We start from the raw sequence: 20,848 nt of genomic DNA, 5'->3' as shown, positions 1-20,848 counted from the left end.
TCGTGCTCAAGCGCCCGACCGACACGCCGCCGGACCTCCTCCGAAACCTCCGCAGCCAGCTGCTACGGCAGCAGCCCGGCCCAGGTACGCCAGGCGATGCTGCCATCGCATGGACGGCGGCCAGCATCACGTTGCACGGCCGGGGACAGCAACTGCTGCACGCAGGGATTGATGGTGACCCGTGACGCTGCCTCTTCCCGTCACGTGCGAGGCCCGGCCAGGCGGACCGCGAGTGCTGCTGCCAAGAGACCGACCAGGAATCCGAACGGGAGCCGGTGCCCAGGCTCCCAAGTGCACCGCGTGACCACTGAGACATCGGACTCAGACATCTGTCGCATGACTGCGACGGCGCCATGTGACTCGCCCAGCCGGCCCATTGCCGGCTGGGCGACTCCGTACCGAAGCCGTCGGCTCGGGCTTACGTCGAGGCCTTCCAGGTGTCTGGACTGATCCGTGCCCTGCGCCGGCATCCCTGTCAGCCGGGGCTTGGGCGGCGTGTGCTGGACGGGGAAGACACGGACGACCGGGTCGGGGGTGGACAGATGGTCGCGCAACTGTCGGTCTTCCAAGGTCAGTTGGTTGACCACCCGGACGATCCCTTCAACGTCGGCGCGTAGTTGTTGTTGCTCGGCTCTGTCCTTCTTGCGGAGTTCCTTGAGCCGTACGACGTGTTTGCGTAGCCGGGTCTCGGCGTCCGTGGGCTGCCCGCGCTCTTTGACCTTGGCGTAGAACTCGTTCTTGAGATCGAGGTGGCGCTGGGTGAGGGCATTGCGGGGGACACCGGCCTCGACGGCGAAGGCCACGATGGTCAGGGCCCCATTGGAGCGCTCAGGCCTGCCGCACAGGATGCGGTCCATGGCGGCGCGGATGCGTCGCGCTCATCGAGTGCTCCGCTCACGGTGTGGTGTCCTTCAGGTGATCCTGGTGCGGGGTGTCGGCGATGCCGCGCAGGCGGTCGGCGTGGTCGCGTAACCGTTCGCTGATCGGCTGGGGCACGTGCGTGGCCTGTTGTCGAGAGGGTCGGCGCGGTCGCGTAGCGCTGTGGCGTGGTCGTCGGTGCGGACGATGTTGCCGCAGCCGGGCAGGCAGTGATCGAGTCGCGGTGAATCGCGGACTCCGGTGCGGTGCACAGGGCCTGCTCACGCTTGTAGTGGCACAGCAGGAGCACCTGCGGGTCGTCGTACGGCATGGCGTCGTCGTTCGCGAGGAGTCGGCGGGCGGTGGTGGCGTTGATGACGGTGTCCTCGAAGCGCGGGGCGCGAGCGGCGGCCTTGATGGCGCGCCGGCCGGCCGGGCCGGAGAGGCCGCGCCGGCCTTGAGGTCGTCGTTGAGGTCGGCGACGGTGTCGTCCACAGCGCGGACGGTTTCGATGTCGATCAGTTCGTGAATGCCGTCGCGGCTGCGCGCAGCGTACCCCTCGGAGACCAGCGCGCTGCGCAGATGGCCGTACTGGAATGGCCAGGGAGACGGGCGCCGTCGGCGGAGGGTTGGTGGTCTTGTCCGGAGACGGTGAGCGCGTCATTGTGGCTGAGGGCCGCGGAGACGGCTCAAGGTCGGTGCCGTCACCGTTCTGGCAGACCATGGCCAGGACAACGGTCGCAACCGCCGTGACCGTGGAGGCGCTCCCACGGCGGCACGTCTGCCCCACGTTTCGACACCCTTTCCAGCCTCCCCCGAGGTATTGGGCCCGTTTGGCTGAATACCCGAAGCCATGGGCAAGTCACAGCCCCTGGCAATGGCCGCACACCCAGATGCACAGCCACCGGCGGTTCCGCAGCGTCAGGGGCCTCAGCGGTGTCTGGTTGGGGGCGGCGGCCACATCGACACCGCCGGTCCCCGGCCGGGTCCCTGCCGCCGGCCACGGGCGGTGGGACTTCCCGCGCGAGTCACGGTGCCCCTTCGGAGCAGTGTCAGTTCGGGCCGTTTCCCATGCCCCTGTGCCTCCAACCGGTCGCCGGAAGTTACCCAGCGTGACTTTTCGGGCTGTGTCATCGTCCGGCGGCACGCGGGATCGCGTCCGATCAGCGTGGCATGCCGTGGTACTCGGACGGCGCGTCGAAGAACGGGCCCGTCAGTTCCAGGATCCGCTTCGTCGCATGTCCGGGCCGGTGCCGGCGATGGTGCGGGCGGCGTCGGCCGCGGTGAAGCGGCCGAAGGCATCTCCCTCGGGCGTGACCGCCGGCGCTGCTACTGCTGACCCGGGAGCCGGGCGAACGCGATACTCATTGCCCGCCTCCCCTCACGCCCGGGGAGGTCCGCACTTGAACAGCCGCTTCAGCAGCCGTTCACTGCTTGCGCTCGCAGTCGGCCTGGTGGTCGCCATGGTCGCCGCTGTGGCCGGTGTCCTGCTCACCCGGGGCGACGGCGCACCGTCCCGCCTGGCGCTACCGCTGCGACAGTCGGGCACCCTTACGCTGCCCGGCAACAGTTACTGCTTCGACTACGAGAGTCTGGATGCAGGCCGCGGGCTCTTCTTCATCGCCCGTCTCGGGGCCGGTCAGGTCATCGAGGTCGATGTCCGAGCGAACCGAGTCGTACGGGTTATCGACGGCCTGCCCGGCGTCCACGGTGTGATGGTGATCCCTGCCCGAAACCGGGTGTACGCCACCGCCACCGACGCCAACCAGGTCGTCGCCATCGACGAGACCACCGGCACCGTCCTCCATCGGAGCCCCACCGGCGACTATCCCGACGGCCTGGCCTACGACCCGGTGCACGGCACGATGTGGACGACCAACGAATCAGGCAGTTCGGAAACCGTCGTCGACGCCGCTACGGGCGCCGTGCGAGGCACCGTCGCCCTCGGCGGTGAGGGCGGGAACGTCGTTTACGACCCCGTCGGCCGGCGCATGCTCGTCGGGGCCCAGACCCGCAACGAACTCGCCGTCATCGACCCGGCCGCGCTCCAGATCACCCGCCGCGTCCCGCTCGCCGGCTGCGACCACGACCACGGTGTCGCTCTCGCCCCCGCAGACCGGCTCGCTTTCGTTGCCTGCGACGGCAACGCCCGCCTCCTCACCCCAGACCTGACCACCTGGTGCATCACCGGCACCGACCGCGTCGGCAATGACCCCGACGTCCTGGCCTACGACACCGCCGCCCACCGCCTGTATGCCGCCGCCGAATCCGGCTGGGTCACGATCGGCGACAGCGGCCGCCGGCAGCTCACCATCGCCGGCCGTGCCCGGCTGGCGGACGGCGCCCATGTCGTGGCCGTCGACCCCACGACCCACAGCAGCTACTGTCCCGTTCCGCACGGTCCCGGCGGCAGGCCCGCCCTCCTCACCTACCTGCCGACACCCTGACAGTCGCGTTCACCTCGCGCTTGCGGCAGAGGAGGAGTCTTCTGCCGCTGCCTGCTCGTCGACGTCCCCTCTGCTGACACCTTCGACGTGCTCCGCGCCGCAGCCGCCCTCGCCGCCCTCACGCGGTCCGTCTCGCCGAACGCCTCCTCTTCGACGACACCCACCGCCTTGGCTCTGGCGCCAAAGGGTCGGCCGGTGGGCCCCAACGGCGAGCGGCCGCGTGAGCGAGCAGCATGCGAACTCTGCGATATTCGCACCAGAGTTCGCCTCTCCCGCGCGGATGGCATTCTCATTCATCTTTGGGCTGATTGCGGCGGCCTCACTGAAGTTGCGGCTGTGACCAGGCGAAGAGAGGATGGAGCGAGCGGGGAGAGGAACACGCTCTCGCATTTCTCCTCATTCATTGACGGTTGGCCCATTGCGGATTAAGCCGGTCTGTCAGACGCGCCAAGAATTTCCGGTGCGCACTCGAACAGCGGAGGGGTTGAAGATGCCGACCAGCCTTGTTCCTCAGACCACCGACTTCACTCTGGACGTCCTGGGCCGCTACGTATGCAACGGCCTGGACGAAGCCTTGGCCAGCACTGATACGGCCGCGCATGCCGATGCGCGACCGTTCGATCTGATCGTGCTGGGTGGCGGAAGTTTCGGAGCGGTCCTCGCGAGTCATTTGTTCTTCAACGACACTTCGCGCGCGCATCGAATTCTTGTGCTGGAGGCCGGTCCATTCGCGCTTCCGGAACACACCCAGAATCTTCCGCCCCAGCTGAATCCCGGTGAGGTGTGGGGAGTTCCCTGGAATTCGGACAGCCCGCAGATGTGGAACCAGCGATTCCCCGGCCTGGCGTTCTGTCCGGGCGGACGGTCCCTGTTCTGGGGCGGCTGGTCGCCGTACTTCATCGACTCCGAGCTGGCTGGGTGGCCCAAAGCGGTCCGCGACGACCTCACCGCAGGCGGATACCTGGACACCGCCGCCGAACAGATCGGCACCGCCCAGACCAACGACTTCGTCTACGGCCCGCTCCACGACGCCCTCAAGAAGCGTCTCTACGACGGCCTGCGCACCCGCCCAACCGGTACTCCCACAGCCCTGGTCGGCAACCGGGGTACGCCGATGACCGCATCGCAGCCGAAGGCACAGCTGTTGCGAGAGCTCGACGCCCCGCTGGCGGTACAGTCCGCTTCACCGCGCCCCGGATTCTTCCCGTTCAACAAGTTCAACGGCATCCAACTGCTCATCCGCGCTGCCCGGTTGGCCCAGGCCGAGGCGGAACAGAGTGCGGTGGGCGGCTCCGCGGAGCGGGACGTGAAGAAGCGGCTGATGCTGGTCGACCGTGCCAAGGTCATCCGGCTGGAGCGCCAGGGCGGCCGCATCACCCGGGTGGTCACCAACCAGGGCACGGTCGATGTCCCCGCGTCCGGCCATGTCTTCCTCGCCCTGGGAACGGTGGAGAGCACCCGGCTCGCTCTGGCCGCGCTGCCGAACCAACATGGGCTGATCGGGCGCAACCTGATGGCGCACTTGCGTTCCAACGTCACGATCCGCCTGCCCCGCGCCTCCCTCGGCACCGCCCTGGCCGGCATCAAGGAACTGGCCGTCTCCGCCCTGTTCGTCAAGGGCGTCCACACCCACACCGACGGCAGCCCCGGCCATTTCCACCTCCAGATCACCGCCTCGGGCGTGGGCGCGCTGGGTACCGACTCCGAGGCAGAGCTCTTCAAGAAGATCCCCGACATCGACACCCTCGACCGCTTCCGCGACCTAACGGACGAATGGCTCGTCGTGACCCTGCGCGGTATCGGCGAGATGACGGGCGACAGGACCTCGCCCGACCCGCTCAACCGGATCGCTCTCGACCACCTGGGTCCGCAGGGTCCGTACGACTACGGACAGCCTCGTGCGCTCGTCCGGCTCGAGGCGGACGACCCGGCCGACCCGGTCCGGCGCAACATGGCCCTTTGGGACGCGCTGGACCGTGCCACCGACGAGGTCGCTCTCCTCCTGGCGAACGGCGGTCCGATCCAGTACCTCGGCAGAGGCGGCTGGCAGGACATTCCGCCCGCGACCGAAGCCCGCCGCGACATCCTGTCCTCCACCCACCACGAGAGCGGCACCCTGTGGATGGGCGAAGACCCCGCGTCCTCGGTCACAGACATCTGGGGCCGTCTGCACGAGAGCGACAACCTTCACGCGGTCGGCCCGAGCACGCTGCCGACCATCGGCTCGCCCAACCCGATGCTCTCCGGGGTCGCCCTCACCCGCCGTACCGCCGACCACGTCGTGCCGCCGCCACAACCGTCGGCCCCCGAGGACGGGTTCCGCCCCCTCTTCGATGGCACCGACCGCACGTTCAACCTGTGGCGCAGCGTCGGCGGCGGCACCTTCGCCCTGGTCGACGGAGCCATCGTCAGCCAACCCGGAGGCGGCGAACTCGGCCTGCTCTACTACACACGCCAGAACTTCAGCGACTTCGTCCTGCGACTGCAGCTGCGCACCTCGACGGTCGCCGACAACTCCGGCGTCTTCGTACGCTTCCGGGACCCGAAGCGGCGGGTCCCCGACCGGAACGACCCCACCCGCCTCATCCCGTACAACAACCAGCACTGGGTCGCCGTCGACACCGGCTTCGAGATCCAGATCGACGAAACGGCGTCACCGGACGGTCAGGACCAGCACCGCACCGGCGCCGTGTACGGGATCCCCATCCCCGTCGGCCAGGCATACCAGCGACCGGCCCCGCTGGTCCCCGGCCAGTGGACGGACTACGAGATCGAAGTCCGCGGCAACACGTACACCGTGCGTCTCAACGGCACCCAGACCTCGCTGTTCACCAACACCGACACCTGGCGAGGAAGGGCCGCCACCGCCGACCCGGCCTCCGGCTTCCTCGGCCTCCAGGCCCACACCGGGATGGTCGCCTTCCGGAACATCCGCATCAAGGAACTGTGACCGCAGGGACCATGCTGGAGCGAACAGTCCCCTGAACTGACGGTGCGGCGGGCCTATCGCCGTTGCGCCAGCCAACGACGGCCCGCCACAGCGGCCAGCACGTGTGCCGTGAAACCGACGGTGACCATCACGAGCCCGACGCGCGCACTGATCCAAAGGTGCACCACGATGCCGGCTGCCAACAGCAGCCAGAACATGATCCGGAAGGCGCGGTTCATCCACAGAGACCGCCTCATCGCGCGACCTCCGGTCGCACAGCATGGACGTACCGCAGCCACGGGTGCACATCACCGCGACCGCGGACGGCGAATCCTGCCTGCGCCGCGAGGCGGTCGAGTTCGTCGACCGGGTTGTGCTCCATCGCCGGTCCGGTCAGCGAGCCCACCAGGTGCCGGACCACCCTGCTGCGCGGCGGCCGGAAGTCCGCGAGCAGTAGCCGCCCGCCGGGGCGCAGCACCCGGAACATCTCACCCATCGCGGCGGGCCGAAGTTCTGCGGGGATGTGGTGGATGGCAAGGCTCGTAACCACAACGTCGAAGGATCCGTCCGGCGCCTGCAGTGCCTCAGCGACGCCCGTCTCGTACGCACAGGCGGCCCCGTGGCTCTTCTTGCGCGCGTACTCGATCACCGTGGGCGAGGGATCGACGCCCACCGCCTGACCGGCCGGGCCCACCGCCTTCGCGACCAACCGGGTCAGGTAACCGGTGCCGCACCCCACGTCCAGCACCCGGTCACCGGTCCGGGCGCCACTGAGCTCCACCAGCCGCGTGTAGGCCCGGCGCCTTTGGCCTGCGAAGAATACTTCGACGAACGCCTCGTAGGTACGAGCCGGCCCGATCGTCTGGCCCGGCGTGTCCGCATGCGGTGCGCCGTGCAGAAGTCGTCCGAGAGCCATCATCAACCCCTAACTTAGTCGTGACTAAGAACGGAACGGTCGCAGCTTAGTCGTGACTAAGTTGTGGGTGCAATGGGGCTACGATGCCGAGGTGACCGACATCCGAACTTCCCAACCCGGCGGCAAGGCGCGCGCCCGGCTCAACTCCGCCGAGCGGCAGGAGTCGATTCTCGCCGCGGCCATCGAGGTGTTCTCCGAGTACGGCTACCGGCGGGGCAAGGTCTCGGAGGTCGCCGCCCGGCTCGGGGTGAGCGAGCCGGTGGTCTTCCAGAACTTCGGCTCCAAGTCGGCCCTGTACGCCGCTGTCCTGGAACGGGCCGTCGCCGCTGTGCGCGGCGCTCTCGTCGAGCAAGCCGACCAGGGAACACCCGTGCCCGAGCTGCTCGCGGCGTTTCTGGATCCCGGTCACATGGAACGCTTCCACGCCCCCGGCTCACTCGGGTTCCTGTTCTCCGACGCCACCTCACTCACCGCCGAACCCGGCGTCGAGCACGCCGCACGCGCGGCCCTGCGCCAGCTCGCCGACGCGTTCGCCGAGCTGATCCGCCACGGTCAGCGCGAGGGCGGCGTCCGCGCCGACCTCGACCCGCTCGCCGGTTCCTGGTGGCTGATGTCGATCGTGTCCGCGCGCACCTTCCGCGCAGCGGTCGTGGACGATCAACCCGAACTCGAGACCCGAATCACCGGCATGACCCTGGACGCCCTGACCCCCCCTTCTAAAGCCGGCACCGGCTGACCGGACCCGCCCAACGAGTCGCTGCGACAAGGGTGATGGCAAGCGTCACTCGTCGGCGGAACGCGAACGGAACACCGGGACGGCAGCTCCGCGAAGCGGCCATTTGATCGAACAGCTTGCGCCTGGAACAGGTCCGCCTCTCCCGCACTGCCACGGGCGCACCGCGCGCATCTGAACCGCGCCGCCCTGATGGGCCGATTCAGTTCGAGACTGCTCTCTGAACGCTCATGGTGTCGATGCTGGCCTCGACGATACGCACGTCAATCTTGAGTGCCTCGGCGCCGACAGCCGCAGCCCTTCCCCGCGGACCTTCTCGGCCGCGAGCGCGGCCAGCTCCTCCAGCAGCTCGCTGGACAGACCGTTCGGCGACACCGGCATCGACTTCACGTCGGCACCCTCAACACTGCTGTCAGCCACGGCAAGCGACACGCTGCCGGAGATCTCGATCCGGTGATCCATCGTCGTACTCATCAGGTGACTCCTTCGTGGAGGCTCACACCTGATTCATGACACTCCCGACAGCCGGGTCCGCGACTCGGCCGCAGCCAACAACGTCGAGTTCACCTACACGCCGACTGGCTTTGTTCACTTCTCAGGGCTCGGGTCCGGGAAAGTGATCCAGAACCGCTGCCGCAAACAAGGGAACCTGTTGACGTCGGCCAGCACGGTGATCCCGCGGAACCGGGAGGGAGTCTGTTTAGTCTGTCGACGCCTCCGCTCCGCGCACGGTTCGCGGGCCGGTGTGGCGTTTGCGGGGTGCGGCTGAGCGGGGTGGCTGGGCCCGCATGTGGTCGCGGACGCGGGTCATGATGTCGCCGAGGGCGTGCAGGTCCTGGTCGGACAGGGGGTCGAACAGCAGGCGGCGTGCGACCTGGATGTGGCCGGGCAGGACTGTGGAGACCCGGGTGAGGCCGGCGTCGGTAATGGTGACCAGGGTGGCGCGCTGGTCGTCGGGGCTGGGACCGCGGGTGATGAGACCCGCCTTTTCCAGCAGTGCGGCTTGATGGGTCAGCCCCGAGCGGCTGTAGACGACACCGTCGGCGAGTTCGGTCATGGTCAACCGTCCGTCGGAGTCGGCAAGGCGGGCCAGGAGCTGGAACTGGACGTAGCTGATGTCGCCATCGGCCCGTAGCTGCTGCTCGACGGCGTGCTGCAGCAGACTGACGGCCTCCATGAGCGCAAAGTAGGTGCCCAGCTGTTCGGGGGCGAGGGCGTCGGTTTTGGCCATCCACTCATCCTATGTGCTTCGACCTCGAAGCATAATGTGACGGACATCTCACTCGCCGGGATATTGCTTCGACTTCGAAGCAGGCTACCGTCTTCCATGTACTTCGATTTCGAAGCAAGTAGGAGACGGCCATGAAGGCAGTTCGTTACCACCGGTACGGCGACAGTGACGTCCTGGTCCAGGAAGAGACCGAGAGGCCGGCCCCCGGTACGGGTCAGGTGCTGGTGAAGGTGAACGGCACATCGTTCAACCCGGTCGATGCGGCGATCCGCGCCGGTTACCTGCAGCAGGTTTTCCCGCTCCATTTCCCGCACGTGCCGGGGATCGACGTCGCCGGAACCATCGCGGAACTGGGTGAAGGAGTCGAGAGCTGGAGCGTGGGCGCCGCGGTCGTGGCGTTCCTGCCGATGAACGCGACCGGCGCAGCTGCCGAGTACGTGCTCGCGCCTGCGCAGGCGCTGGCCGCCGCCCCGAAGACGGTCGAGCTGGCCGACGCCGCTGCCCTGCCCGCGGTGGGGCTGACAGCGTGGCAGGCACTGTTCGAGTACACCGACGTGAAGGCCGGGCAGAGGGTCCTGGTCAACGGGGCCGGTGGCGCGGTCGGCGGCTACGCCGTCCAGCTCGCCCACCAGGCAGGGGCTCACGTCACCGCCACCGCGAGCGCGCGCAGTGGCGACCGAGTCCGCAGCTACGGCGCCGACCAGATCATCGACTACACCGCTGCTCCCGTCACTCAGGCCGCCGACGGCCAGTTCGACGTCGTACTCAACCTCGCGACCACCTCGCCGGAGGAGACCGTGGACCTGGTGGGCCTCGTCCGTGACGGCGGGGTGCTGCTCAGCACGACCACCCCGGCACCTGAGGACCCCGCCCGCGGGGTGCGGACGGTGTCCGTCTTCGTCCGCAGCGACGCGGACCAGCTCGCCGGCCTCGTCGCCCGCGTCGACGCCGGCACGCTCCGCGTCCATGTCGCCGAACGGGTCACTCTCGCCGAGCTGCCGGCGGTGCACGCCCGCAGCGACTCCGGGACGCTGCCCGGCAAGACCGTCATCACCGTCTGACCCTTCCCCTCCCCCGGTATCAGCCCACCGCATTTACGAAGGAGTACCGTCATGGCATTCGCTCTCGACCCCCAGGTCGCCGAGATTTTCGCTCCGATGGCAGCGGCGATGGCCGACATGACGCCCCCGCAGGTCGGGGACGTCGCCGGCCGCCGCGCCGCGCTGGAAGGGCTCATCGCCCACAGCGACACCGCCCAGCCGGCGCCGGCCGACGTCACGATCACCGACCACCACCTGCTGACCGCCGACGGCGAGCAGATACTGCTGCGCTGGTACACCAAGCAGGGCACGCCGAGCGAACCCGGGCCGGCGGCCGTCTACTTCCACGGCGGCGGCATGATCCTCGGCCACGTCGGCCTGTTCGACGGCTCGATCGCCCGCTACGTCTCCGCCAGCGGCACCCCGATCCTCTCGGTCGACTACCGGCTCGCCCCCGAACACCCGCACCCCACACCGGTCGAAGACGCCTACGCCGCCCTCGTCTGGCTGCACGAGCACGCGGTCGAACTCGGCGTCGACCCGGCCCGCATCGCGGTGTTCGGCGACAGCGCCGGCGGCGGGATCGCCGCAGCGGTGTCCATCCTGGCGCGGGACCGGCTGGGCCCCGCAATCGCCCTGCAGGTCCTGGTCATGCCGATGCTCGACGACCGCAACCTCACCGCCGACCCGCATCTGGCACCGTTCGTGGCCTGGTCGTGGGACGACAACCGCACCGGATGGGGCGCGCTGCTCGGCGACGCCATCGCCGGCCCGGACGTGCCGGCACACGCGGCACCCGCGCGGGTGGCCGATCCGGCAGGGTTGCCGCCGGCATACATCGAGGTCGGCCAGCTGGACATCTTCCGGGACGAGGACCTCACCTATGCGCTGCGGCTGAGCCAGGCCGGCGTCCCGGTGGAGTTCCATCTCCACCCAGGCGTGCCGCACGAGTTCGACGGCATCGCCTTCACCACCGACGTCGCCCAGCGCGTCATGGCCGACCGGATCCGGGTCCTCTCCTCACTGTGACAGCGGATCCCGAGTCCGAAGAGACAGGCCGCTCGTGGGACTTCTCTCGGCCTTCCTAGCCCCTTCGCAGCGACTGGACTGGGCGCGCGTGCAAGGCGAGCCCTGTGACGGGACCGCAGTAGCGATTCCGGCGCGGGCCCCCAACCGCGACCGCGCCCCAGACGGTCGGCCACCCACCATCCACCCGACAAGGAAAATGATGACGACGACCGCATTCGCCCCGATCGAGCTGGCCGGCCAGCGTCTGGCCAACCGCATCGCGATGGCGCCGATGACCCGCAGCCGCGCCTACGGGCCCGGGGCCACCGTGACAGACCTGACGGCGACCTACTACGGCCAGCGCGCCAGCGCCGGCCTGATCGTCACCGAGGGCATCCAGCCCTCCGCAGTGGGCCAGGGATACCCCGACACGCCGGGCCTGCACTCCGCGGAGCAGGTGGCCGCATGGCGGCAGGTGACCGACGCCGTCCACTTCGAAGGCGGGATCATTTTCGCCCAGCTGATGCACACCGGCCGCATCAGCCACCCCAGCCTGCTGCCCGACGGCCTGAATCCCGTGGGACCCTCGCCCGTCGCGGCGAAGGGCCAAGTGTTCACCCACCAGGGTCCGAAGGACTTCGTCACTCCGCAGGAACTGGACGCCGACGACATCGTCCGCACGATCGCCGACTTCGCCAACGCAGCACGCAACGCGATCGCCGCCGGCTTCGACGGCGTGGAGATCCACGGCGCGAACGGCTACCTGATCCACCAGTTCCTCGCCCCGAACACCAATCAACGCATCGACGACTGGGGCGGCGATGCCGCTGGCCGGGCCCGCTTCGGCGTGGAGGTCACCGCTGCCGTCGCGGAGGCGATAGGCGGCCACCGCACCGGCTTCCGCATCTCCCCCGGCAACCCCTTCAACGACATCGCCGAGACCGACCCAGCCGATGTGGAGGAGACCTACACCACCCTGGTGGCGGCGCTCGGCCTGCTGGACCTCGCCTACCTGCACATGGTCGAGGGGCCCGACCGCACGCTGACCACACGTCTGCGCAAGTCCTGGCCGGGGACGTTCATCCTCAACCCGTTCACCCACCCGGCGCCCACCGGCCCAGACACCCTCGACCTGATCCAGGACGGCACCGCGGACATCATCGCCTTCGGCGCCCTGTTCCTGGCCAACCCCGACCTCCCCGCGCGCCTGGCCGCCAACGGTCCCTACAACACGGCCGACCCGGCCACCTTCTACGGCGGTGACCACCGCGGCTACACCGACTACCCCCGCCTGCACGAGGCGCAGTGAGCGCACGCCGCGGCGCTGCCGATCTCCCCGACCGCGGCGAGGTCGCGCCTCCCACCGTCGGACAGGTCAGTTCCACCCTCTTCGTCCGGCGAAGACTCTTGCGGCGCTGACGCGCCGGAACCAGGGGAGGAAGTCAAGGACACCAAGCCGCTCACCGTCGACGGCTACCTCTACGCCGTCCCCCAACCCGGCGACGCCCCGGGGACCGCCCGGTTCCAGCTGGTCGTCTCCCCCCACCGACGACGCCGTCGACGACGTGGTCTGGTCCTGCACCACCGGCAATCCCCGGATCCCGGCCACGCTGCTCACCGAGATCCAGCCCGGCGACCTGCTGCACGTCTCGGGGTTCCCAACCCAGCCCGACAACCCCGCGGAGCCCGCCCGGCTCACCGTCGACGACCTGAAAGTCCTGGCCGTCGCACCGGCGCGGGCCCTGCAGGAGATGGTCCTCGACAGGTACGGCGACTACGTCGTGGTGTTCGACGCAGACAACGACGCCGTCCCAGTCTGCACTACACGCGGACAGTGGGTCGGCACAGCCGAAAACCCCGACGCCGTCGGCACGCTGATCGAGATTCACGAGCGCGTGAACGGCGACGACGGATGATGGACACGACCACCGCGAGTCCCGCACCGTCCAGGAGCGGTTCCCCGCCGGAGCTCCTCGCGGCTCCTGGCCGGCGGAAGAGTACGCCGCCGGCCAGCGTGACCAGGGCATCAACGCCCACGTCGTGATGGACCTCAAAAGCGATGAGTTCCTCGTGGTCACCGAAACCCTCTAACCCTCCCCCCCAACCCCGAGCGCGCACCCCGCCTCCCCGACGGGCGCGGCTCTCTCTCGTCCACGACAAGGAGCAGCACCTCATGCGCATCACCGTCCGCGTCGAACCCCGCCACGCCGGTGGCGGTCTCCTGCAACAGCACCCGGACCTGCCGCTGACTGGCTTCGCGATCTCCAGCAGCATCTGCCCCGAGCCGGGCCGCCCCCGCACAGCCTGATCCTGCGCGTCGGCGAACACGACACCGATCGCGTGGGCCCGCGCCCTGGGCAGCGAACCGGTCATCGACGGTGCCCAACCCCGAGCGATACCGGCAGATACGCGACGAACACGGTGCGCGTGAGCACCGCTTGGTGCAGTTCAGCGCCAAGCGGGTCGGCTGGTTCCGGTCAGGCTGCCGCGGCGGTCAGGACGGCCTTGGCCGCCAGCCCGAGATTCCTGATCATCGGATTCGGGTCGCCCTTGCGGCTGACCAGGACGACCTGGCTGGGGGGAGCGCCCTCGATCGGCACGGTGACGAGGTTGGGACGCAGTGAGCTGCGCCGATCGCCGACCGGTAGCACGGCGATCGCCCTGCCGCTCGCGACGAGTTCGAGCTTGTCCTCGTAGCTCTCGATCGGCGGCACGCCGGCCCCGAGGATTCGGTAGGAAGGCCAGTCTGCGGTCTCGAACGCGCACGGCGCCGCCTCTTCGCCGGCCAGTTCTTCCGCGGTCACCGACGCGCGGTCGGACAAGGGATGGCCACGCGGGACCACGAGCATCCGGGGCTCCTCGTACAGCGGGGTGGTGAACACGTCGTCGGCAACGAGTGGCAACGGGGCCCGCGCGATCAGGGCGTCGACGTGCTTGTCGGACAGTGCCCCGACGTCGCGGCAGTTCAGATGCCGGGTGGCGATCTCGGCGTTGGGGTAACGGCGGCGCAGTTCCCGCACGGCGGCAGTGATCACCAGGTCTTCGACGTAACCGATGGCGATTCGTTCGGTCTGGGCTTGTTCACGCACGGCCTGCTCGGCTTGGCGGGCGGCCTGCAGCAGCGCTTGGGCCTGGGGGAGGAACCTCTGGCCGGCCGGAGTGAGCCGCGTGCCCTGGGGCGTGCGGTCCAGCAGTCGTGTGCCGAGATATTTCTCGAGCCGTTGGATCTGGCGGCTCAGCGCCGGCTGGGCCACGTGCAAGTCGGCGGCGGCCCGGCCGAAGTGCAGGTGCGCCGCCACCACGGTGAAGTAGCGCACCAGCCGCAGGTCCAGGTCCTGTCCGAGATCGTTCACCCCTGCAGGGTACGCGTCATGCTGTTTCGGAATGATCAGGTTGACGAACCGGTCTTGGACGGCCATGCCGTCCCGGGCCTTGACTGAAGGAGCAACGTTTCCCCGAGAAAGCGACAGGCGCGATGAAGGCGATCCAGTTCCACGAAGCGGGCGGGCCGGAAGTTCTGCAGTACGACGAGGTGCCGGTTCCCGAGATCGGCCCGGGCGAGGTGCTCGTCCGGGTGCACGCGGCGGGCATCAACCCGCCGGACTGGTACCTGCGTGAGGGGATGAAGGTCATGCCGGCCGAGATGAGGCCTGCGCTGAAGTTCCCCCTGATCCCAGGAACGGACATGTCGGGCGTGGTCCAGGCGGTCGCTCCGGACGTGCTGGGGTTCGCCGTCGGTGACGAGGTCTTCGGCATGCTGCGGTTCCCCGGATTCGACGGCCGGACGTACGCCGAGTACGTGGCCGCGCCGGCTTCGGACCTGGCTCACAAGCCAGCCGGTACCGACCACGTGCAGGCGGCTGGGGCGCCGATGGCCGTGCTGACGGCCTGGCAGTACCTGGTTGATCTCGGCCACAACGTGCCGTCTCCTTTCACCGGCCTGGTGCACCAGCCGGTGCCGATCACGCCAGGGATGACCGTGCTGGTCAACGGGGCCGCCGGTGGAGTGGGCCACTTCGCGGTGCAGCTGGCGAAATGGAAGGGGGCACACGTCATCGCGGTGGCCTCAAGCCGGCACGAGCAGTTCCTGCGCAAGCTCGGCGCCGATGAGTTCATCGACTACACCACGACGCAGGCCGCGGACGTGGTCAGCGGCGTCGACCTGGTGATCGACACCGTCGGCGGCCCGGACAGCTCACGCTTCCTGACCGTGCTCAAGCGCGGCGGCACCATGCTTCCGGTGTTCTTCGCCCAGTACGACCCGGAAGAGACGGCGCGTCTGGGCATCACAGTCTCGAACATTCAGGTGCGTTCCAACGGCCCCCAGCTCGCCGAGATCGGGCGCCTGTTCGACGAGGGCAAGCTCCAGGTCGGGGTGGACAGCACCTACCCGCTGCCCGAGGCTGTCAGCGCACACACGCGAGCCGCGCAGGGCCACATCCAAGGCAAGATCGTGCTGACGGTGGCCTCGTGATCGCCGAACTCCAGCAGGCGGTGGCGAACTACGCCCACGCCCTGGACGAGCTGAATGTGCCCGAGCTGGAAGCGATCCTGACCGAAGACACCACCTGGACCTTCACGATGCCCGGACAGGGAGTGCTCGGCCCGGTCGCCGGACGCGCGGCGGTACTCGACTTCATCCGTGACGGGAAAGGATGTACACATATCGGCGGCGTAAGCGCCTGGTGGGTGGTGCGGGTCTGCCCCAGATCCACGGTCGCGCACGGGAGTTGAGCTGTGCTGTGGCCACTTCGGTGGCGTGGGTGATGTGGTCGGGGTCGCCGAAGGAGCGTCCGGCCAGGGCGGTCTTGCGGAAGGTGCGCCACCAGCCCTCTTGGAGGTTGAGCCAGCAGGCGCCGACCGGGATGAACACGTGCCTGATGCGGGGATGGTCCTCGAGCCAGGTCCGGGTGGACACGCTGTTGTGCGAGGACAGATTGTCGGTGATCACATAGATGTCCCCGACGGGGTTGGCGTCCTCGACCAGTTGAAGGAACTGCTGGTAGAAGGCGCTGTTGCGGGAAGTGGCGGTCATCGTGAGCTCCTGGCCGTCGCGGATGCGCAAGGCGCCGTAGACCCAGGTTTTCTCCGGTCCGCGGGAGTAGTCGATCTCGTTCTTGATGCGGTGTCCGTCCGGTGACCAGCCCGGTGCCGGCGGGAAGGTGCGGGGGATCACCGGGCCGAGCTCGTCGGCGCAGACGACCGTCGCGCCGTCGGACGGGCTGGTGTAGAGCTCGACGATCCGCGTCCTTTTCCCTCGAAGTCCGCATCTCTCGAGCGGGTCCACGAGCGCGTGCGCCGCCAGCGCACCCCCTCGGCCAGCAGGATCCGGCGCACCTGGGAACGGCTGACCTCGATGCCCAGGCCCCGGGCCGCGGCGGCCAGTGTGTCCAAGGTCCACTCCGAGGGCCCCGACTCGTCCGCGGCCCACATCTCGTTCGACGGCTGCACCTCGAGTCGGCCGGGCGGCGTCAGTTTGACCATCGCGATGATCCGGGAGCGTTCTGCCTCGGTGATCCTTCGCTTGCGGCCCTGCCCGCCCAGACCCTCCAGGCCCTCCATCCCCGAGCGGTTGAAGCGGTGCAACCAGCGGCGCACCGTCTTCTGACTGCACCTCAGCTCGTCGGCGATCTGCCCAGCCAGCCGTCCCAGCTCAGCTCCACCATCCGGCGCCGCTCCACCAGAACCTTCGGCGCCTTCCTGGCAGCCGCCAGGCGGTGGATCACCGTTTCCTCGCCCTCGTCACGGCCCGCCCGTGCCCTCAGCATCATGACCCAGCACCCGCCCCCGAGCACCCACAACCACCCCGCTACCAGCAGCTATACCACCGAAAGCGGAATCAAGCACTAGATCGATAATTCAGACCGAGTCGGAAAAGCAGCCCTGGTCAGGCTAGAGTGGCCCACGACCGCCGCATGACACACCACGGAGGCCGGCCATGCCGCCCCGCAAGAAGCGGGCCACCCTCGCCCGCACAACCCGCCGCCCCCACGTGGACGACGCCACCTGGGACCGCGCCGACGACATCGCAGCTGGCGAAGCCCTGACCGTGGGCCACCTGCTCACGGTCCTCCTGGACCGGTATGCCTCCGGCGTCGTCGACGTCCCCGTCCCCGAGGCGGACGTCCGTGCCGGTGGACGGAGCGGTCACCTCGCCGCCATCGGCGACGCCGCCTGGGCCCGTGCCGACGAGCGCCGCGAGCGGGAGGGCATCCAGTCCATGAGCGTGCTGTGCGAGCTGCTGCTGCGCGAGACCGTCGCCGAACGCGTCTCGGCCGGGCTTCACGCCGCGCCACGCGAGCCGCGGCGGAACGAGCCTCCCGAGGAGGCCGCAGGCGCCGTCACGCCATCCGTGCTCCACTCCGCCGCCTGACCCTCTGCCTCCCAGGAGTCCGTAATGACCGAGCAGGCCGCCGAGCCCACCGGCCCCCGCATCCCCATGCCCGAGAAGAATCCGGCCGCGCTGCGCGTCGCCGTCGGCCGCCTCGACCCAGGCGCCCTCGCCCAGTTCGACCATCAGTGGGACGAGGCGATGCGCCAGGCCCGCGACGAGTACACGCTCACGCCGCCCCGCGCTTTCGTCGAGCACTGGTGGTCATGGGTCGGGGTCGCCCGCTACCCGCAGCGCCTGGCCCGCTTCCGCGAGTGCGAACGCATCGTCAGCGAGTCCGACGACCGCGCCGAGCGTCGCGCCGCCGCGACCGAGCTGGCTTCGATCCTCGCGGAGGCCGTCGCAGCGTGAGCGACTGGACCTGGGAGTACGAACCGGACGCCGAGAACGTCGTCGGCGGCCTGGAAGCAGCCCAGCGGCTGGAGGTCGAGGCAATCGCGCAGCGGATCGCTGACGCCGTGGGAGTCCGCCGCATCGGCAAGTCCTTCGACATCACCGAGTCGGCGTCCGGCGTCAGGACGTTCGCCGAGGGCACCGTGATGGTTTGGTACCAGGAGGACTACCGCGACGACGTCGTCCTGGTCCTCCGCGCTCAGCACTTCGGTGCGCAGAACCCCGCCACCTGACCCGCACGGCGCCGATGCCGAGGTGGCGAAGGTCGTTCCGTATTCCAGCGTGATCACTGGGGATCGTCCGCGGACGATCCCCATCTCGGGCAGACGGTCGTAGAGGGTCTGGCCCGGGCACAGCGCGGGCGTAGCCGTCGCGGTGAGTCCACGCGGCGATGTCCGCGATGGCCGAGAGCGCTGCCGTGTCGGGGTGCCGCCGTCCTCTAATTGCCGAGCAGACAGATACCCAAGCCCGACGCCGCCGACCCCACCAAGGAGGCATACAACCCCTACCGTTACAACGCCAAGCGCTGGGACGCTCAGTCCGGCACGTACGACATGGGCTTCCGCGACTACAACCCGGGCCTGAACCGCAACACCACCCGGGACATGTACAACCGCGCCCTCGCGGACATGGGCCCCGGCGTCGACCCGTTCACCGGTAACCGGTACGTCTTCACCGCCGGTAAACCCGCCAACAGGATCGAGATCGACGGGCACACCAGTTGCGACATCACCGGCATGTGCGGAGGTGTCTACCGGGAGACGCCCATGATTCGCGCCGAGCAGCGGGCCGAGCCCTCGCCTGCGTTCTCGCCTCGGTACGCAGGACTGACGCGTTCTCAGGCTGCGAGATCGAGTAGTGCAGCCGCGTGGTCGGGGCGTGACCGGTAGTGGTCGGCGGCGGCAGCGATGTTCGTCCAGCCTGCCTGGCGCTTCAGTCCGATGGCGGTGTTGCCCAGGGTGGCCATGCTCCGCGGCGCCGGTGCGCACGCGTGAGGCGTCCTCTGAAAAGTCACGTCTCGGACGTGGTGCAGGGCTTCCACTGACCAGTGCTCCTGTACGAGTTGGGCCAGTCGGGCGGGAGTGGCCTGTTCGGGCGTGAGGCTGGTGACGGTCTTCATCTCGACCTTGCCGGTCTTCCCGTTGGTGCGCCGGCGCTTGATCTCCATCGCCTGCACGGCGTGCGGGAACAGCATGCCGGGGCGGACGGTGCACACCTTCAGCCGGCGGACCTCGACGCGGCCGTGGCCGCGGCGGTGGGTGCGATCCCGCAGCGGAATCTCCCGCCACGGCAGGCCCCTCAGTTGCCTGCGAAGCTTATTTTGATTGCCCTTCACGACCAGGATGTGGTGTCCGCCTGCGGCGACGATTTTCGTCGCGTGGCCGTGCTGGGTGTGCATCGCGTCGGCGGTGACCACGGTGTTGCGCAGGTCGAGGCGGGCCAGTACCGGGGATGAACGCCGGAATCTCGTCGCTTTTTCCCGGCGACCTGGCGCTAAGCGATAACGGCTTGGCAGCCGTGGAGGGCGGGCGGCGAGCAGGTGGGCGCCGGTGCCGCCGGTACGGGAGCCGCGCACGGTCCAGGTCACGGCCTTTCCGGCACCTCGCGAAATCAGCCCCGCGGGGGTGCGTGCAGAAAGCTCAGCCGAACCGCCGACCTCGGCTCATGCGTTGGGTAAGGCGCCAAGCGCCGTAGCGAACAGCACTCAATGACCACAGCGACAACCAATAGACGGAGAAGCTCATGAAGAACAGGATCGCAACACCGAAAGCATCACCAACGGCGGCCGATGGCTGAATTTTGAACAGTGAGACAAAAATCAGCGCAGCCACGACCGGAGAAGCTACAGGTGCACACGCCGCCAACGCCTTCCATACAGGGCCGCCGCGCAGGACCAACCGCTCAAATCCAAAGGCAACAGGAAAAATGAGAAGACTTGCGGTAACCCCCACGCCAGCGGCAACCAGAACGGCCTTGGCGTAATCGCTGGCGATCAAGTCTTCGTCAATGAAGAAGACTGCCGCAATCGGAAGGGTGACGACCATGAAGGCCATTACGATGACTGCTGCCGTAATGGCGATGGACAGTGAGTGCCGAAGGATCGCCCACCCTCGAGAATCAGGATTGTAGACAGGTGCGGGGTTGTCGAAGCCAGCGGTGACGTGTGGATTCGTAGGGGGATTGCCAGGCACAATTCACTCCTTCACATTGGGTCTCACAGTCCCTGACACATCCGCCCGCCTCCGCGGTTGCTGCGCCGGCCTGTGGTCTGGGACGGGCCGGCGGGAGGGCGTCGGGCTCGACGATGCCCTCGCCTCCCCGGGCGACTTGTCAGTAGCCGCTTCTCGCCGTTTCCAGCGTCAACAGCTGTCTTGAATGATCCCGATGATGATCACGATGGCCAAGGCCAGTGAGATGATGCCGAGGACCAGGCCGGCCGTGGCCTGCCCACGATTGGTCGCCTCACGCCGATAGGCGACCCGCAGACCGATAGCGCCGAAAACGATGGCGGCGAGGCCGACAGAGGCGCCAAAAATGGCCCCGAACGCACTGTCGCAAGGAGCAGGCTCACACTCCCGAGGGTTACCGCGACTGTGCCACATGCGTTGCGTGGCACAGTCGCCGCAGCACGGGGCGTTGCGCTCAGGGGGGTCTCGGCCATTGCTGTTTCTCTTTCACTGCGTCGGCTTATGTTGTAACGGCTGCCATCACACCCGGCTCCGGCGGGCGCGCAGATCGCACGTCACACGGGTGATGCTGTTCGGAACGCAAGCTCGATGCAAGGGGCGCACTCTTCGAGGAGTGTTTCGGAGGATTCTCCCCCGAAATATTTCCCGTTGCCATCAGGGAAATCACGCAATCGAACACGTAGTTCAGGGCGCCTGACGGTGAGCATCGTCCG

The 20,848-nt window shown here is 68.5% G+C and carries 24 protein-coding genes and 1 pseudogene; 14 read left to right on the top strand and 11 right to left on the bottom strand.

What is annotated here, in order from left to right; all coding sequences use genetic code 11:
• Nucleotides 1–200: 200 nt before the first annotated feature.
• Nucleotides 201–857, bottom strand: a complete 657-nt coding sequence (locus tag F7R91_RS42200; RefSeq protein WP_191971678.1) for a hypothetical protein — start codon at nucleotides 855–857, stop codon at nucleotides 201–203.
• Between the two features lie 1,404 nt (nucleotides 858–2,261).
• Between F7R91_RS42200 and F7R91_RS29135 the strand changes: the two genes are divergently transcribed.
• Entirely contained in the window at nucleotides 2,262–3,305 is a 1,044-nt protein-coding gene (locus tag F7R91_RS29135) for a YncE family protein (protein ID WP_225320838.1), read from the top strand.
• Between the two features lie 490 nt (nucleotides 3,306–3,795).
• Complete coding sequence (locus F7R91_RS29130) at nucleotides 3,796–6,255, top strand: family 16 glycoside hydrolase (RefSeq protein ID WP_150953296.1); 2,460 nt, start codon at nucleotides 3,796–3,798, stop codon at nucleotides 6,253–6,255.
• Nucleotides 6,256–6,308: 53 nt separating this feature from the next.
• Here F7R91_RS29130 and F7R91_RS42195 read toward each other — a convergent pair whose 3' ends face one another.
• Nucleotides 6,309–6,473: a hypothetical protein gene (locus F7R91_RS42195; RefSeq protein ID WP_191971677.1), complete on the bottom strand. Its 165-nt coding sequence runs from the start codon at nucleotides 6,471–6,473 to the stop codon at nucleotides 6,309–6,311.
• Between the two features lie 14 nt (nucleotides 6,474–6,487).
• Nucleotides 6,488–7,150, bottom strand: a complete 663-nt coding sequence (locus F7R91_RS29125; RefSeq protein ID WP_150953293.1) for a class I SAM-dependent methyltransferase — start codon at nucleotides 7,148–7,150, stop codon at nucleotides 6,488–6,490.
• 91 nt (nucleotides 7,151–7,241) lie between these two features.
• Here F7R91_RS29125 and F7R91_RS29120 point away from each other — a divergent pair, with 91 nt between their 5' ends.
• The gene (locus F7R91_RS29120) at nucleotides 7,242–7,886 is read left to right on the top strand and encodes a TetR/AcrR family transcriptional regulator (RefSeq protein ID WP_191971676.1); all 645 of its coding nucleotides are present in this window, start codon (nucleotides 7,242–7,244) and stop codon (nucleotides 7,884–7,886) included.
• A gap of 225 nt (nucleotides 7,887–8,111) precedes the next feature.
• Here F7R91_RS29120 and F7R91_RS29115 read toward each other — a convergent pair whose 3' ends face one another.
• Both F7R91_RS29115 and F7R91_RS29110 read right to left on the bottom strand, forming a co-directional pair.
• Entirely contained in the window at nucleotides 8,112–8,357 is a 246-nt protein-coding gene (locus F7R91_RS29115; protein ID WP_150953288.1) for a hypothetical protein, read from the bottom strand.
• A gap of 226 nt (nucleotides 8,358–8,583) precedes the next feature.
• Nucleotides 8,584–9,114: a MarR family winged helix-turn-helix transcriptional regulator gene (locus tag F7R91_RS29110; protein WP_150953285.1), complete on the bottom strand. Its 531-nt coding sequence runs from the start codon at nucleotides 9,112–9,114 to the stop codon at nucleotides 8,584–8,586.
• 131 nt (nucleotides 9,115–9,245) lie between these two features.
• Here F7R91_RS29110 and F7R91_RS29105 point away from each other — a divergent pair, with 131 nt between their 5' ends.
• The 5 genes from F7R91_RS29105 to F7R91_RS43855 all read left to right on the top strand — a co-directional run bounded on the left by F7R91_RS29105 (nucleotide 9,246) and on the right by F7R91_RS43855 (nucleotide 13,470).
• Complete coding sequence (locus F7R91_RS29105; protein ID WP_150953282.1) at nucleotides 9,246–10,175, top strand: NADP-dependent oxidoreductase; 930 nt, start codon at nucleotides 9,246–9,248, stop codon at nucleotides 10,173–10,175.
• A 51-nt stretch (nucleotides 10,176–10,226) separates the two neighbouring features.
• Nucleotides 10,227–11,183, top strand: coding sequence for an alpha/beta hydrolase (locus F7R91_RS29100; protein ID WP_150953278.1), 957 nt, complete (start codon nucleotides 10,227–10,229; stop codon nucleotides 11,181–11,183).
• A 196-nt stretch (nucleotides 11,184–11,379) separates the two neighbouring features.
• Nucleotides 11,380–12,471, top strand: coding sequence for an alkene reductase (locus tag F7R91_RS29095; protein ID WP_150953276.1), 1,092 nt, complete (start codon nucleotides 11,380–11,382; stop codon nucleotides 12,469–12,471).
• 256 nt (nucleotides 12,472–12,727) lie between these two features.
• Nucleotides 12,728–13,078, top strand: coding sequence for a hypothetical protein (locus F7R91_RS29090; RefSeq protein ID WP_150953273.1), 351 nt, complete (start codon nucleotides 12,728–12,730; stop codon nucleotides 13,076–13,078).
• A 257-nt stretch (nucleotides 13,079–13,335) separates the two neighbouring features.
• On the top strand, nucleotides 13,336–13,470 hold the full coding sequence (locus tag F7R91_RS43855) for a hypothetical protein (RefSeq protein ID WP_269144768.1): 135 nt from the start codon (nucleotides 13,336–13,338) through the stop codon (nucleotides 13,468–13,470).
• Nucleotides 13,471–13,639: 169 nt separating this feature from the next.
• Here the strand turns inward: F7R91_RS43855 and F7R91_RS29085 are convergent, their stop codons facing one another.
• Nucleotides 13,640–14,581 (bottom strand): LysR family transcriptional regulator, encoded by a 942-nt coding sequence (locus F7R91_RS29085; protein WP_225320837.1) that lies wholly within the window; start codon nucleotides 14,579–14,581, stop codon nucleotides 13,640–13,642.
• A gap of 56 nt (nucleotides 14,582–14,637) precedes the next feature.
• On the opposite strand from F7R91_RS29085, the gene F7R91_RS29080 reads away from it, so the two are divergent.
• Both F7R91_RS29080 and F7R91_RS29075 read left to right on the top strand, forming a co-directional pair.
• Nucleotides 14,638–15,636, top strand: coding sequence for an NADP-dependent oxidoreductase (locus F7R91_RS29080; protein WP_150953270.1), 999 nt, complete (start codon nucleotides 14,638–14,640; stop codon nucleotides 15,634–15,636).
• Entirely contained in the window at nucleotides 15,633–15,896 is a 264-nt protein-coding gene (locus tag F7R91_RS29075; protein ID WP_225320836.1) for a nuclear transport factor 2 family protein, read from the top strand. The genes F7R91_RS29080 and F7R91_RS29075 overlap by 4 nt, the downstream gene beginning before the upstream one ends.
• Here the strand turns inward: F7R91_RS29075 and F7R91_RS29070 are convergent.
• The 3 genes from F7R91_RS29070 to F7R91_RS43030 are packed head-to-tail and all read right to left on the bottom strand — an operon-like array spanning nucleotide 15,799 to nucleotide 16,933.
• Complete coding sequence (locus F7R91_RS29070; RefSeq protein ID WP_150953267.1) at nucleotides 15,799–16,338, bottom strand: transposase; 540 nt, start codon at nucleotides 16,336–16,338, stop codon at nucleotides 15,799–15,801. The two genes, F7R91_RS29075 and F7R91_RS29070, sit on opposite strands and share 98 nt — an antisense overlap.
• On the bottom strand, nucleotides 16,335–16,760 hold the full coding sequence (locus F7R91_RS29065) for a helix-turn-helix domain-containing protein (protein ID WP_230989811.1): 426 nt from the start codon (nucleotides 16,758–16,760) through the stop codon (nucleotides 16,335–16,337). Before F7R91_RS29065 ends, F7R91_RS29070 begins: the two co-directional genes overlap by 4 nt.
• Before the next feature lie 17 nt (nucleotides 16,761–16,777).
• Nucleotides 16,778–16,933, bottom strand: coding sequence for a hypothetical protein (locus tag F7R91_RS43030; RefSeq protein ID WP_225320834.1), 156 nt, complete (start codon nucleotides 16,931–16,933; stop codon nucleotides 16,778–16,780).
• Nucleotides 16,934–17,100: 167 nt separating this feature from the next.
• Between F7R91_RS43030 and F7R91_RS29060 the strand changes: the two genes are divergently transcribed.
• The 4 genes and pseudogenes from F7R91_RS29060 to F7R91_RS44370 form a co-directional block, all read left to right on the top strand.
• A complete protein-coding gene (locus tag F7R91_RS29060) occupies nucleotides 17,101–17,535 on the top strand; it encodes a hypothetical protein (RefSeq protein ID WP_225320833.1) in 435 nt (144 codons plus the stop codon).
• 24 nt (nucleotides 17,536–17,559) lie between these two features.
• Entirely contained in the window at nucleotides 17,560–17,904 is a 345-nt protein-coding gene (locus tag F7R91_RS29055) for a DUF6247 family protein (protein WP_150953264.1), read from the top strand.
• Complete coding sequence (locus tag F7R91_RS29050) at nucleotides 17,901–18,179, top strand: hypothetical protein (RefSeq protein ID WP_150953262.1); 279 nt, start codon at nucleotides 17,901–17,903, stop codon at nucleotides 18,177–18,179. Before F7R91_RS29055 ends, F7R91_RS29050 begins: the two co-directional genes overlap by 4 nt.
• A gap of 225 nt (nucleotides 18,180–18,404) precedes the next feature.
• Nucleotides 18,405–18,683, top strand: a pseudogene (locus F7R91_RS44370) (RHS repeat-associated core domain-containing protein); the annotation flags it as partial.
• A gap of 101 nt (nucleotides 18,684–18,784) precedes the next feature.
• Here F7R91_RS44370 and F7R91_RS29040 read toward each other — a convergent pair.
• Together F7R91_RS29040 and F7R91_RS29035 are read right to left on the bottom strand one after the other, a co-directional pair.
• On the bottom strand, nucleotides 18,785–19,534 hold the full coding sequence (locus F7R91_RS29040; RefSeq protein ID WP_191971675.1) for an ISAs1 family transposase: 750 nt from the start codon (nucleotides 19,532–19,534) through the stop codon (nucleotides 18,785–18,787).
• Nucleotides 19,535–19,586: 52 nt separating this feature from the next.
• Entirely contained in the window at nucleotides 19,587–20,138 is a 552-nt protein-coding gene (locus F7R91_RS29035; RefSeq protein ID WP_150953254.1) for a hypothetical protein, read from the bottom strand.
• Between the last annotated feature and the right edge of the window lie 710 nt (nucleotides 20,139–20,848).

The organism is Streptomyces luteolifulvus (assembly GCF_008806595.1).
GTDB lineage: Bacteria > Actinomycetota > Actinomycetes > Streptomycetales > Streptomycetaceae > Streptomyces > Streptomyces luteolifulvus.
This window is presented reverse-complemented; position numbering and strand designations above follow the sequence as displayed.